Here is a 13,307-nt window from a genome sequence, read left to right as displayed (position 1 = left end):
CTTTGCCTGAGCATGGGTGCCCGCAACGGGTTGGTCAAGTCGGGCAGGGTTTACAGAACGTGCTTTTTTCGCTAGCGTGTCGCCACTTTTCCGCATGGATGGCCTCGTTACCGATGTATTCCGGACTCCTTATCATTCTTCTGCCGCTGATTATCGGCTGGCTGCTGCCGCTGCGCCGTCCCGCTCTGCTGCGTATGGTCAATAAATTACTCAGCTGGATGGTTTATGTCATTCTGTTCTTTATGGGCATCAGCCTGGCTTTTCTCGATAACCTGAGCAGCAACCTGGCGACGATTTTTCTGACAGCGGCGGTGAGCGTGTTCTGCATCCTGGTCTGTAACCTGCTGGCGCTGCGCCTGCTGGAAAAGCGCCTGCCGTGGCAGCATCTGCATAAGCAGGAAAAATTACCGTCGCGTCTGCATATGGCGCTGGAGTCACTGAAGCTGTGCGGCGTGGTGGTGCTGGGTTTTGTGTTAGGGCTAACGCAATGGACGCTGCTGCGCCATGCCTCGGAAGCGAGCGAATATGCGCTGCTTTTCCTGCTGTTTCTGGTGGGGCTTCAGCTGCGCGGCAGCGGCATGACGCTGCGCCAGATTATGCTGAACCGTCGCGGCATGGTAGTCGCCAGCGTGGTGCTGATCAGCGCGCTGGCGGGCGGCATTCTCGCCGCGCTGCTCCTCGGTATGCCGCTGAAAACCGGACTGGCGCTCGCCAGTGGCTTCGGCTGGTATTCGCTCTCCGGTATTCTTATGACCGAGGCGTACGGCCCGGTCATCGGCAGCGCGGCCTTTTTTAACGACCTGCTGCGCGAGCTGATCGCCATTATGCTGATCCCGGTGTTGATCGCCCGCCACCGCTCCAGTGCGTTGGGACTGTGCGGCGCCACTTCAATGGATTTTACCCTGCCGGTATTGCAACGCGCTGGCGGCGTGGAAATCGTCCCGGCAGCTATCGTCCACGGCTTTATCATGAGCCTGCTGGCGCCGATTCTGATCGCCCTGTTTTCCGCCTGAACATCCTCTCCGGCCAGACGCAGCGCATTTTTTCACGGCTGCGTTCTGTGCTCATCGTCTAAGCTTCTGGCAGTTTACCTTCCCGGCAACGGGAGAATAACCTGATAACGGCGAGGAGAAAAGGATGAAGCAAACCGTAGCGGCGCTGCTGGCGAAAACGCTGGAAAATGCCGGCGTGAAACGAATCTGGGGCGTTACCGGCGATTCTCTTAACGGTCTGAGCGACAGCCTGAATCGTATGGGCACTATTCAGTGGATGCCGACGCGTCATGAGGAAGTGGCGGCCTTCGCTGCTGGCGCCGAAGCGCAAATCAGTGGCGAGCTGGCGGTCTGCGCCGGCTCCTGCGGACCCGGCAACCTGCATTTGATCAACGGCCTGTTTGACTGTCATCGCAACCATGTGCCGGTGCTGGCGATTGCTGCGCATATTCCCTCCAGCGAAATCGGCAGCGGCTATTTTCAGGAAACCCATCCGCAGGAGCTTTTTCGCGAATGTAGCCACTATTGCGAACTGGTATCGAATCCGGAGCAGCTGCCGCAGGTGCTGGGTATTGCGATGCGCAAAGCGATTCTGAACCGCGGCGTATCGGTAATCGTGCTGCCGGGCGACGTGGCGCTGAAGCCCGCGCCGGAAACGGCCCTTGCAAACTGGTATCCGCCGCAGCCGCCGCAAATCCAGCCGGGCGAGGCTGAGCTGACGCAGCTTGCCAGCGTGCTCAATGACGCCAGCAATATCACCCTGCTGTGCGGCAGCGGCTGCGCGGGGGCGCATGACGAAGTGGTGCAGCTGGCCGCGACGCTGAATGCCCCCATCGTGCATGCCCTGCGCGGCAAAGAGCATCTGGAGTATGACAACCCCTATGATGTCGGCATGACCGGCCTGATCGGCTTTTCATCCGGTTATCATGCGATGATGAACGCTGATACCCTGGTGCTGCTGGGCACGCAGTTCCCCTATCGCGCCTTCTATCCGGCGCAGGCAAAAATCATTCAAATCGATATTAATCCCGGCAGCCTGGGCGCCCATTCTCATGTGGACATGGCGCTGATCGGCGACGTCAAAGCCACGATACGCGCGCTGTTGCCGCGGCTGGAACAGAGCGGCGATCGCCATCACCTCGACAGCGCGCTGGCGCACTATGCGGATGCGCGCAAGGATCTTGACGATCTCGCCAGGCCCAATGACAGGCAGGCGATCCATCCGCAATATGTGGCGCAGCAGATCAGCCAGCTGGCTGACGAGGATGCCATTTTTACCTGTGATGTCGGCACACCGACCGTCTGGGCCGCGCGCTATCTGAAAATGAACGGCAAGCGCCGCCTGCTGGGTTCGTTTAACCACGGTTCGATGGCGAACGCCATGCCGCAGGCGTTGGGCGCGCAGGCGCTTAATCGCCAGCGTCAGGTGGTGGCGCTGTGCGGAGACGGCGGTTTCAGTATGCTGATGGGCGATTTTATTTCGTTGGCGCAGCTGAAGCTGCCGGTGAAGCTGGTGATCTTCAACAACAGCGTGCTGGGCTTTGTGGCGATGGAGATGAAGGCGGGCGGCTACCTTACCGACGGCACCGAGCTGGAGAATCCCGATTTTGCCGCTATTGCGCAAGCCTGCGGCATCAAGGGCATCCGCGTGGAAACAGCCTCCGGGCTGCCTGGCGCGCTGGAGCAGGCGTTTGCCCATGACGGCCCGGTGCTGGTGGATGTGATCACGGCGAAAGAAGAGCTGGCGATGCCGCCGCAAATCAAAATGGAACAGGCCAGAGGTTTCAGCCTCTATATGCTGCGTGCTGTTCTGAATGGACGTGGCAATGAAGTGGTCGAGCTGGCGAAAACCAACTGGCTGCGGTAAAACGTTCATAGCAGACAGAAGAAATAGCCGCTGTCGCGCTGACTCAACCATTATGCGGGCTCAGGCAGCCCGCTTCTTTTTCAGGAGAGCGACGTGATCGATTTACGCAGTGATACCGTAACCCGGCCAAGTGCCGCCATGCTCGAGGCCATGATGGCCGCCAGGACGGGCGATGATGTCTATCGCGACGATCCCACAGTCAACGCACTAGAGGCAGAAGCGGCGCGCCTGAGCGGCAAGCAGGCGGCGATGTTCTTTCCGACCGGCACCCAGGCGAATCTGGTCGCGCTGCTCAGCCACTGCGAGCGCGGCGACGAATACATTGTCGGTCAGCAGGCGCATAACTATAAGTACGAAGCGGGTGGCGCGGCGGTGCTGGGCAGTATTCAGCCGCAGCCGATTCAGGCCGCTGACGACGGTACGCTACCGCTCGATCTTGTCGCTGCGGCGATCAAACCGGACGATATCCACTTTGCCCGCACCCGCCTGCTGAGCCTGGAAAACACCCATCACGGCAAAGTGTTGCCGCTGGAATACCTCGCTGCCGCCTGGCAATTCACCCGCGAGCGTAAGCTGGGGCTGCACATTGACGGCGCGCGCATCTTCAACGCCGTGGTGGCGCAGCAGGTGACACTGGAGGAGATCGCGCGCTACTGCGACACCCTGACCATCTGCCTGTCGAAAGGGCTGGGCACGCCGGTGGGTTCGCTGCTGTGCGGTGATGCGGCCTATATCGAACGCGCGCGTCGCTGGCGCAAAATGACCGGCGGCGGAATGCGCCAGTCCGGCATTCTGGCGGCGGCCGGTCTTTATGCGCTGGAGCACAACGTGACGCGGCTGCAGGACGATCACGATAACGCCGCCTGGCTGGCGCAGCAGCTGGCTGAAATCGGCGTTGAGATCGCGGATCGACAAACCAACATGCTGTTTGTGAAGGTGCCTGCGCAGCAGGTCGAAGCGTTACAGGCCTGGATGAAAGCGCGCGGCGTACTGATTAGCGCCGGGCCGCAGACGCGTCTGGTCACTCATCTGGATGTGGATCGTGCGGCGCTGGAGAAGGTGGTGACGCACTGGAACGCCTTTCTGAATCAGTAAAAACGGGGCGGCGTTAAAACGCCGCGCCATATTTATCCAGCAGCGCCTGCGCAATCGCTTCGGTTTCCGCATCGGCCAGGCCACGGTAATCTGTGGGTCGAAAATGCATCTGAAAGGCGGCGATTGTCTTTTGTTGTTGTTGCAGCGTCATTTCTGGTGTCACCCCGTAGCCGTAGCGCCAGAGCAGCGTCAGTAATTTCTCCACGGCGACCGGCTGATCGGGTTTACGCCCCGCCAGCAGCTGCCGCACCCGCTGCGCGTCAGGCCACGCCCCGAATCCCGCCTGCGCCAGCTGCCGCCAGGGAAACAGGGGTCCCGGATCCTGTTTACGCTGCGGCGCAATATCGCTGTGCCCGACAATATTTTCCGGCGCAATGCGATAGCGTTGCGTCACATCCCTGAGTAACGCCTCCAGCACGCCGATCTGTTCGCGGCTGAATGGCGTCCAGCGCAGGCCGGTCAGGGTACGGCGATAGCCCGGATTAACCAGCTCAATGCCGATAGAGGTATCGTTGATGCGCGTCGCGCCGCGCCAGAAGCTCGGTCCGGCATGCCAGGCCAGCTCGCTTTCCGGCACCAGCTGCAGGATTGTATTCTTGTGTGGCCGTCGGGGAATCAGATAGTGCGCGCTGACGTCACGATCGGTCAGGGTCGAGAGCGACGAAGGAAAATCCTCAGCGGTATAGTGGATCACCAGCACCTTGACGCGCGGTCTTGCGCCCTGCGCCGTATAGCGATGATCGACCTGGTAGCCGTCGCGCCGCTCCGGGTCGTGGTTCTGACAACCCGCCAGCAGCAGCGCAACAAGAAAAACCAGCCCACGCATCAGCGAACGATTACCGCCGTGCCGCTTACGCTGACCATCAACATGCTGCTGTCCTTGCCTACGGTTTCGTAATCAATATCGATACCCACCACCGCATTGGCACCCAGCGCTTTTGCCTGCTGTTCCAGCTCTTCAAACGCAAGCTGGCGCGCCTTGCGCAGCTCCTTTTCATAGGCGCCGGAGCGGCCGCCGACGATATCGCGGATACCGGCAAAAAAATCGCGGAATATATTGGCGCCAAGGATCGCTTCGCCGGTCACCACGCCACAATAGTCGGTGATGGTGTGCCCTTCCAGCGTGGGGGTAGTGGAAAATTTCATACCGATCTCCTTGTTCTGAAAACGGGTTTAGCTCGTACGATTAAAAACCAGGACTATACTCTATGCTAAAAATGACGCTTTGCCAGTGAACAATAAGGAAATCGAGATGAATAACAAAGCCTTTGCGCTGCTTGTTCCCGCCGCGTTGCTGCTCAGCGCCTGTACCACCGTTGAGCCGGTGATCAAGGATAATGGCCCGCGTACCGCGTCCTGTGTGGAAGGCGGCCCGGACAGCGTAGCGCAGCAGTTCTACGATCTGCGCATTGCCCATCCGACCCAGGGAATCCCGGACAGCCAGACGCTGGCGCAATATCGTCCTTACTTAAGCGACAAACTCTATCAGAACCTGTTGAAGGCCAGCACGCGCAGCGATAAACCCACGGAATGGCGCACCGGCGACCTCTTTACCAGTCTGCCGCAGGGTCCGGCACAAGCGAGCGTGTACGATGCATCAACGATTCCTAATCGTGACGCACGCAATATCCCGCTGCGCGTTGACCTGAGCCGCGACGGCAAACAGTGGCACGATGAGGTGCTGATGATCCATGAGGGCACCTGCTGGGTAGTGGATGATGTGCGTTACGTTGCCGACTGGTCGCATCCGGCTGGCGGCAGCCTGGGTCAGACGCTGGAAAAATAAGCGGGAACGCGATTCAGGCAGTTGATTTGCATTAAGAAACGCGCCGCGCTATTGCGGCGCGTTTCTGTTATTAGCCGCGTCTAAAATCCGTCTTTCCGTTTCCGGCCTGCCGGGCAAAGCATGATATTGTGCTACGCTTTAGCTGTTTCTCCGACTATTAATAAATTTTAACGCACCTCAATTGCATAACTATTCTGGTCACGTTACCATTTGCCACATCAATTGCTATTCATTTTTTGCGCATGAGTATTCAACTAAACGCTATTAACTGCTTTTACGGCGCGCATCAGGCGCTGTTCGATATTAATCTGGCGTGCCCGCAAGGGGAAACGCTGGTGCTGCTGGGTCCCAGCGGAGCCGGAAAAAGCTCACTCTTGCGCGTGCTGAACCTGCTTGAGAAGCCGCGTTCCGGCACGTTGCAGATCGCCGGAAACCAGTTCGACTTCAGCAAAACGCCCTCCGACACGGCGATTCGCGAGCTGCGACAGAACGTTGGCATGGTGTTTCAGCAATATAATCTCTGGCCGCACCTTACGGTGGCGCAGAACCTGATTGAAGCGCCCTGTCGCGTGCTGGGTCTGAGCAAAGCGGAAGCGCTGGCTCGCGCCGATAAGCTGCTGGAGCGCCTGCGCCTGACACCTTACGCCGATCGCTTTCCGCTGCATCTTTCCGGCGGCCAACAGCAGCGCGTGGCCATTGCCCGCGCACTGATGATGGAGCCGCAGGTGCTGCTGTTCGACGAACCCACCGCGGCGCTCGATCCGGAAATCACCGCGCAGATTGTCAGCATTATTCGCGAGCTGGCGCAGACGCAGATAACCCAGGTGATCGTGACGCACGAGGTGGAAGTGGCGCGCAAGACCGCCAGCCGCGTGGTCTACATGGAAAACGGTCATATCGTGGAACAGGGCGACGCCAGCCGTTTTACACAGCCGCAAACCGAGGCGTTTGCACATTATCTTTCGCACTAAGTCAGGATGTCCCTAATGAAAAAAGTCGTACTTGCTGCACTGCTTGCCGGCCTGAGCCTGAGCGCCTCCGCCGCGCAAACCATCCGTTTTGCTACCGAAGCCTCTTATCCTCCGTTTGAGTTTGTGGATTCTGACAACAAAATTCAGGGCTTCGACGTCGATCTGGCGAATGCGCTGTGTAAAGAGATGGACGCGACCTGCACCTTTACCAACCAGGCGTTCGACAGTCTGATTCCCAGCCTGAAATTCCGCCGCTTCGATGCGGTGATGGCGGGCATGGATATCACGCCGGAGCGTGAAAAGCAGGTGCTGTTCAGCAAGCCCTACTATGATAACTCGGCGCTGTTTATCGCGCAGAAAGGCAAAGTGGCCGATGCCGCCGCGCTGAAAGGCAAACGCGTCGGGGTGCAGAACGGCACCACGCACCAGAAATACCTTACTGAGCAGCACAGCGAAATCACTACCGTTTCTTACGACAGCTACCAGAACGCGATTCTCGATCTGAAAAATGGCCGCATCGATGCGGTATTTGGCGATACGGCGGTGGTGAATGAGTGGCTGAAACAGAATGCCAGCCTGGCGCCGATAGGAGAAAAAGTCACGGACAAAGCCTACTTCGGCACCGGTCTGGGCATCGCCGTTCGCATGGGCAATAGCGATTTGCAAAACAAATTCAACGCCGCGCTTGATAAAGTGAAGGCTGACGGCACCTACAAAACCATCTACAACAAATGGTTCCAGCAGTAATTTGTGATGAATGAACTGATACCGCTCGCAAGCGCCGCCGGGATGACCGTCGGCCTTGCTGTTTGTGCACTGATCGCCGGCCTTGCGCTGGCGATGATTTTTGCTGGCTGGGAGTCGCTGCGCTGGAAACCCCTGGCGTGGATCGGCACCGGGCTGGTAACGCTGATCCGCGGTCTGCCGGAAATTCTGGTGGTGCTGTTTATCTATTTTGGCGCATCGCAGCTGCTGTTGATTCTGTCGGATGGCTTCAGCATCAACTTTGGCCTGTTTCGCCTGCCGGTGCAGGTGGATATTGAAAACTTCGATGTCAGCCCGTTCCTCTGCGGCGTAATCGCGCTGGCGATGCTCTATTCCGCCTACGCCTCACAAACGCTGCGCGGCGCCCTGCAGGCGGTGCCGGCTGGCCAGTGGGAATCGGGTCAGGCGCTGGGCATGAAGAAATCAGCGATTTTCCTGCGCCTGATTATGCCGCAGATGTGGCGTCACGCCTTGCCGGGCCTCGGCAATCAGTGGCTGGTACTGCTGAAAGATACTGCGCTGGTGTCGCTGATTAGCGTGAACGACGTGATGCTGCAAACCAAAGGCATTGCCGCGCGCACCCAAGAGCCTTTCACCTGGTATCTGGTGGCGGCGGCGATCTATCTGGTGATCACGTTGTTCAGCCAGGCGGTGTTAAAACGCATTGAGCTGCGCACCACGCGCTTTGAACGGGGGTAAGGCTGATGCTGGATTATTTACCTGAGCTGCTGAAAGGATTGCATACCAGCCTGACGTTGACTGTCGCCTCGCTGATCGCCGCGCTGATTTTCTCGCTGCTGTTTACCGTGGTGCTGGCGCTGAAGCTGCCGGTGCTGAACGCGCTGGTTAAAGGCTATATCACGCTGTTTACCGGCACGCCGCTGCTGGTACAGATTTTCCTGATCTATTACGGACCGGGACAATTTCCAAGCATACAACAGATCCCGTGGCTCTGGCATCTGCTGTCGCAGCCCTGGCTCTGCGCCATGCTGGCGCTGTCGCTTAACAGCGCTGCCTACACCACCCAGCTGTTTTACGGAGCGGTGCGTGCCATTCCGCAGGGTCAGTGGCAATCCTGCGCGGCGCTGGGCATGAACCGGGCGCATACCCTGCGCATTTTGCTGCCCTATGCCTTTAAGCGCGCCCTCTCCTCTTATTCCAACGAGGTAGTGCTGGTGTTTAAAAGCACCTCGCTGGCCTACACCATTACCCTGATGGAAGTGATGGGACATGGTCAACTGCTCTATGGCCGCAGCTACGATGTCACGGTCTTTGCCGCCGCCGGGCTGATTTATCTGTGCGTGAACGGCCTGCTGACTTTGCTGATGCGCCTGGTGGAAAGACGTGCGCTGGCGTTTGAACGCAGAAGTTAATATCCAGGCGGGTAATTCCCGCCTTTTTACTTATTTATCCATATATATTGCATAAAGATTCATTTACTGGCATCTTGTTGCGCGTCTTACCGATGTAATAATGACGTACTACAGGAGCCTTACCGATGAAAAAATGGATTGTTGCCGCCGTTGTGGCGACCCTGGCAATGAGTGCCCAGGCTGCGGAAAAAATCCGTTTCGCCACCTCCGCCACTTATCCCCCTTTTGAATCACTGGATCGCGAAAATCAAATTATCGGCTTCGACATCGACCTGGCGAAAGCGTTATGCCAGCAGATAAAAGCCGAATGCACCTTTACCAATAACGCCTTTGACAGCCTGATTCCGTCGCTGAAATTTCGTCGCTATGACGCCATTATCTCCGGCATGGATATCACCGCAGAGCGCAGCAAGCAGGTTGATTTTACCCGGCCCTACTACGCCAACTCGGCGATTGTGATAGCCCGCAAAGGCAAATTCAGCGATCTGTCGCAGCTGAAAGGCAAGCGTATCGGCATGGAAAACGGCACCACTCATCAGAAATACCTGATGGAGAAGCACCCGGAGATCACCGCCGTGGCCTATGACAGCTACCAGAATGCGATTCTCGATCTGAAAAATGGTCGTCTGGATGGCGTATTTGGCGACAGCGCAGTGGTTTCGCAGTGGCTGAAAAGCAACAGCGATCTCGCTGCCGTGGGTGAGCACGTTACCGATGCGGCTTATTTCGGCACCGGCCTCGGCATTGCGGTGCGTCAGGGCAATGATGCGCTGCGTAATCAACTGAATACGGCGCTGGCGGCCATCAAGGCTGACGGCACCTGGCAGCAGCTCAATCAGAAGTGGTTTCCTGAATAAGCATAATGGGCCGGGAAATCTCCGCGTTTGATTGGTTCTGCACTGTCCTCAGTTCAAACGCCGGTTTTCTGGCCCACCCCTTTTTAACGTCGCGTCAGCAACGTCAGCACTTCAAAATGCGCGGTATGGGGAAACATATCGAACAGTTGTACGCGCGTCACAGCGTAATCCGGTAGTCTGGCAATGTCCTGCGCCATGGTCTGCGCATTGCAGCTGGAATAGAGAATATAATCCGGCGCCATGCGGCTCAGATAATCACAAAGCGCTTCGCCAATGCCGCGACGTGGCGGATTCACCAGCACCAGCTGTGGAATATCGCTGCGTGAAGTGGCGAATTGCGTCGAGTCCAGCGCGGCAAAGCGCACGTCGGTCAGACCCAGCATCTCCGCCGAACGGCTGGCGCAGGCAATCGCCTCAGCGCTGATCTCAATGCCGGTTAAGCTCATCTCCGGCGTTGCGCAATGCAGGCCAAAACCTCCGACGCCGCAAAAGAGATCCCACATGCTGCTCACCGGCAGCGCCCGCACCCAGTCGCGCGCCGTGGCATAGAGCGCGGAAGCGACCTGCGGGTTGGTCTGGAAAAAACTCTGCGGGCGGATCCAGAGCGGCACATGGTTAAAATTTTCTGCCAGCGCCTGCTCTGTAGTGAGCATAATCTCTTCATCTCCCTCCAGAATCGCCATATGGACCGGCTGGATATTCACAGAGATCACTCTGAGCTGCGGCAGCTGTTGTTGCAGCCAGGGCAACGCGGCGCGCAGCTGCTCCAGCTTCTGTGTGGAGCGCAGCACAAAACGCAGCATCATGCCGCCCTGGGTGCTTTCGGTAAGCAGAAGGAATTTCAGTTCGCCGCGCCTGCGTTCGATGTTGTAGGGCGTCAGGCCCGCGCGGGCGATAAAAGGTTTCAGCTGCGCGAACACCGGTGCAAACGAATCGGGATAAAGCGGGCAATCCGTGAGATCAACCGCACTGCCGTCGCGCTGCACCATGCCGAATAGCGGTCGCTCCACGCTGCCGCTGACCACCATCTTGGCCTTGTTGCGAAACGCCTGCGGCACTGAGGTCACCGGCGGCAGCCATTCGCTTACCGGCTGCGCTGCTAAAAGCTGCGCCAGCTGCGCCTGCTTCTCGCTGAGCTGTTGTGAATAGGGTTTTTCCAGCCACTGACAGGAGCGGCAACGGTTAGCGTCATAAAGCGCGCAGTGCATGGTAGAGCCTGTATTAACGATGGAAGGGTCAAGCGGAGGGCGATTGTATCATTGCCCCCGAAAAAATGCGCGGCTGCTGGCGGGAACAAACAACAGCAGCAGAACCAGCGCGTCAGGCAGTTTCTGCAACAGCGTATGATGCACCACCTGCGCGCTGCTTTCGCCGCTGATACTGAAGATCTCAGGATAGATCCAGCCCATGGAGGCCATCAGCATATAGCCCAACACCAGAATCTGGGTGATCACGTAGCCCCAGCGTCCCCGGTTAGCGCCGCGCATCAGGATAATGGCGCAGCGCAGCTCAATGAAGAAGATCAGCTGGCTGGCGATAAAAATTAGCGTGGAATCCCAGGACTGCGCGCTGCGGTGAACAAAATTGACGATTTCGGCGTAGCCCAGCTCATTGGCGAGCATCAGCACGCTCAGGCAGCGCGTGGCAATAATGGCTACGCCGGCAACCGTGACCGGAACCGGCGTATCTGACAGTGAAGTAACGTTTTTGAGGGTTTCCGACATGGGTCTGACTCCGTAACCTGGGCTGGCAATACCAGCCCATACCAATAGTGGCAAAAGTTACGGAATTCAGCCACGTTTTGCTTTCTGAATATCCCGCACGCGCTGTTTTTCCTCGTGCGCCATAAAGCGCCAGGCGAGAAAACCCACCAGTCCCACCACAAACAGAATCAGCGAGGCGAGCGCGTTGATCTCCGGATTCACCCCACGGCGCACAGTAGCAAAAATCGCCATCGGCAAGGTGGTCGCCCCCGGCCCGGTGACGAAGCTGGCGATCACCAGATCGTCCAGCGACAGCGTGAACGCCAGCAGCCAGCCGGTGACCAGCGCCGGTGCGATCATCGGCACGGTGATCACGAAGAACACCTTCAGCGGCGTGGCGCCCAGATCCATCGCGGCCTCTTCTATCGAGCGATCCAGCTCGCGCAGTCGCGAGTTAATCACCACCGCCACGTAAGCGGTACAGAAAGTGACGTGCGCCAGCCAGATAGTCAGCATGCCGCGATCGCTCGGCCAGCCGAGGGTGTTCCCCATCGCCACAAACAGCAGCAGCAGCGACAGGCCGGTGATCACATCGGGCATCACCAGCGGCGCGGTCAGCATAAAGGCGAAGCCGTTATGGCCGCGAAAGCGACCAAAGCGCACGATAATCACCGCCGCAATGGTGCCCAGCACCACCGCCATACAGGCGGAAAGCGCGGCGATGCTCAGGCTGAGCAGCACCGCATCAATCATCGCGTTATCCTGGAACAGCACCCGATACCAGTGGAAAGAGAAGCTCTCCCAGACTGTGACCAGCTGCGAACTGTTGAAGGAGTAAACCACCAGCAGCAGCATCGGCGCATAAAGAAACAGGAAGCAGAGCACCAGAATCGCGGTGCGCCAGGGCGAACGGATCGCCGGCAGATTGTTCATCCTTTCTCTCCCGTCTCTTTATTATTTTGCTTATGAAACCAGATGATCGGCAGGATTAGGATCAGCAGGATAATCACCGCCAGCGCCGAGGCGACTGGCCAGTCGCGGTTATTAAAGAACTCCTGCCACAAAATACGGCCGATCATAATGCTGTCCGGGCCGCCCAGCAGTTCCGGGATTACGTACTCCCCTACCGCCGGGATAAAGACCAGCATCGACCCGGCGATAATGCCGCCTTTCGTCAGCGGCACGATGACGCTGAAAAAGGTTTTCAGCGGACGCGCGCCAAGATCCAGCGACGCCTCTACCAGCGAGTAATCGATACGCGTCAGCGCGGTATAGATAGGCAGCACCATAAAAGGCAAATAGCAGTAAACAATGCCGATATACACCGCCGTATTGGTGTAAAGGATCACCAGCGGGTGATCGATCACACCGAGCCACATCAGAAAACGGTTGAGAATGCCGTTATTGTTCAGTAAGCCCATCCAGGCATAGACGCGCACCAGAAATGAGGTCCAGGAAGGCAGGATCACCAGCAGCAGCAAAACGTTACGCATCGATGGCTTGCTGTGCGCCACCGCCCAGGCGAGCGGATAGCCGATCAGCAAACAGATGATTGTCGAGACCGCTGCGACCTTCAGCGACTGCAGATAGGCATCCACATAGAGCGGATCGTCCGTGAGCTGCAAATAGTTGGCAAAATTTACCACAATATTGAGCTGATCGTCCGCCCAGCTAACCAGATCGGTATAGGGCGGGATCGCCCGGGCAATGTCGGCAAAGCTGATCTTCAGCACGATCAAAAAAGGCAGCAGGAAAAACAGCATCAGCCACAGGTAAGGAAAGGCAATCACCAGTTTGCGACCATGCTGCATTTTTATGCGCGTTGCCCAGCGCTGCAGCGGCGTTTTCACCTGAGTTTCCGGTGGTTTGCTGCTGCGTTCAGAAATCTGGCTCATCAC

At 57.8% G+C, this 13,307-nt stretch carries 15 protein-coding genes; 9 read left to right on the top strand and 6 right to left on the bottom strand.

All coding sequences use genetic code 11. The annotated features are described in order from the left end of the window. Positions 1–113 precede the first annotated feature (113 nt). The 3 genes from ABU178_RS07250 (at position 114) to ltaE (ending at position 3,954) form a co-directional block, all read left to right on the top strand. The gene (locus tag ABU178_RS07250; RefSeq protein ID WP_397213376.1) at positions 114–1,013 is read left to right on the top strand and encodes a lysine exporter LysO family protein; all 900 of its coding nucleotides are present in this window, start codon (positions 114–116) and stop codon (positions 1,011–1,013) included. Between the two features lie 124 nt (positions 1,014–1,137). After that, entirely contained in the window at positions 1,138–2,859 is a 1,722-nt protein-coding gene (poxB, locus tag ABU178_RS07245; RefSeq protein WP_397213374.1) for a ubiquinone-dependent pyruvate dehydrogenase, read from the top strand. 93 nt (positions 2,860–2,952) lie between these two features. Beyond that, positions 2,953–3,954: a low-specificity L-threonine aldolase gene (ltaE, locus tag ABU178_RS07240; protein ID WP_397213372.1), complete on the top strand. Its 1,002-nt coding sequence runs from the start codon at positions 2,953–2,955 to the stop codon at positions 3,952–3,954. Positions 3,955–3,967: 13 nt separating this feature from the next. Here the strand turns inward: ltaE and ABU178_RS07235 are convergent, their stop codons facing one another. Both ABU178_RS07235 and ABU178_RS07230 read right to left on the bottom strand, forming a co-directional pair. Continuing rightward, positions 3,968–4,780, bottom strand: coding sequence for an N-acetylmuramoyl-L-alanine amidase (locus ABU178_RS07235; protein WP_397213370.1), 813 nt, complete (start codon positions 4,778–4,780; stop codon positions 3,968–3,970). Continuing rightward, positions 4,780–5,100 carry a heavy metal-binding domain-containing protein gene (locus tag ABU178_RS07230; protein ID WP_397213368.1) on the bottom strand — a complete coding sequence of 107 codons (321 nt, stop codon included), beginning with the start codon at positions 5,098–5,100 and terminating at the stop codon, positions 4,780–4,782. Before ABU178_RS07230 ends, ABU178_RS07235 begins: the two co-directional genes overlap by 1 nt. A 106-nt stretch (positions 5,101–5,206) precedes the next feature. Here ABU178_RS07230 and ABU178_RS07225 point away from each other — a divergent pair, with 106 nt between their 5' ends. The 6 genes from ABU178_RS07225 to artJ (ABU178_RS07200) all read left to right on the top strand — a co-directional run bounded on the left by ABU178_RS07225 (position 5,207) and on the right by artJ (ABU178_RS07200) (position 9,706). Then, positions 5,207–5,740 (top strand): lipoprotein, encoded by a 534-nt coding sequence (locus ABU178_RS07225; protein WP_397213366.1) that lies wholly within the window; start codon positions 5,207–5,209, stop codon positions 5,738–5,740. A 242-nt stretch (positions 5,741–5,982) separates the two neighbouring features. Continuing rightward, entirely contained in the window at positions 5,983–6,711 is a 729-nt protein-coding gene (artP, locus tag ABU178_RS07220) for an arginine ABC transporter ATP-binding protein ArtP (protein WP_397213364.1), read from the top strand. 15 nt (positions 6,712–6,726) lie between these two features. Beyond that, complete coding sequence (gene artJ, locus ABU178_RS07215; RefSeq protein WP_397213362.1) at positions 6,727–7,458, top strand: arginine ABC transporter substrate-binding protein; 732 nt, start codon at positions 6,727–6,729, stop codon at positions 7,456–7,458. Between the two features lie 6 nt (positions 7,459–7,464). Beyond that, a complete protein-coding gene (artQ, locus tag ABU178_RS07210; RefSeq protein WP_397213360.1) occupies positions 7,465–8,175 on the top strand; it encodes an arginine ABC transporter permease ArtQ in 711 nt (236 codons plus the stop codon). Positions 8,176–8,180: 5 nt separating this feature from the next. Next, positions 8,181–8,849 carry an arginine ABC transporter permease ArtM gene (gene artM, locus ABU178_RS07205; protein WP_397213358.1) on the top strand — a complete coding sequence of 223 codons (669 nt, stop codon included), beginning with the start codon at positions 8,181–8,183 and terminating at the stop codon, positions 8,847–8,849. Between the two features lie 125 nt (positions 8,850–8,974). Next, entirely contained in the window at positions 8,975–9,706 is a 732-nt protein-coding gene (artJ, locus tag ABU178_RS07200) for an arginine ABC transporter substrate-binding protein (protein ID WP_397213356.1), read from the top strand. An 83-nt stretch (positions 9,707–9,789) separates the two neighbouring features. On the opposite strand, the gene rlmC is transcribed toward artJ (ABU178_RS07200), so the two are convergent. The 4 genes from rlmC to potH all read right to left on the bottom strand — a co-directional run bounded on the left by rlmC (position 9,790) and on the right by potH (position 13,304). Further along, complete coding sequence (gene rlmC / locus ABU178_RS07195) at positions 9,790–10,914, bottom strand: 23S rRNA (uracil(747)-C(5))-methyltransferase RlmC (RefSeq protein ID WP_397213354.1); 1,125 nt, start codon at positions 10,912–10,914, stop codon at positions 9,790–9,792. 48 nt (positions 10,915–10,962) lie between these two features. Continuing rightward, positions 10,963–11,430: a YbjO family protein gene (locus ABU178_RS07190; protein ID WP_397213352.1), complete on the bottom strand. Its 468-nt coding sequence runs from the start codon at positions 11,428–11,430 to the stop codon at positions 10,963–10,965. Between the two features lie 66 nt (positions 11,431–11,496). Then, complete coding sequence (gene potI / locus ABU178_RS07185) at positions 11,497–12,342, bottom strand: putrescine ABC transporter permease PotI (RefSeq protein ID WP_397213350.1); 846 nt, start codon at positions 12,340–12,342, stop codon at positions 11,497–11,499. After that, complete coding sequence (gene potH, locus ABU178_RS07180) at positions 12,339–13,304, bottom strand: putrescine ABC transporter permease PotH (RefSeq protein WP_397213348.1); 966 nt, start codon at positions 13,302–13,304, stop codon at positions 12,339–12,341. The genes potI and potH overlap by 4 nt, the downstream gene beginning before the upstream one ends. Between the last annotated feature and the right edge of the window lie 3 nt (positions 13,305–13,307).

Source organism: Pantoea osteomyelitidis (assembly GCF_044342975.1).
GTDB classification, from domain to species: domain Bacteria; phylum Pseudomonadota; class Gammaproteobacteria; order Enterobacterales; family Enterobacteriaceae; genus Pantoea; species Pantoea osteomyelitidis.
This window is presented reverse-complemented; position numbering and strand designations above follow the sequence as displayed.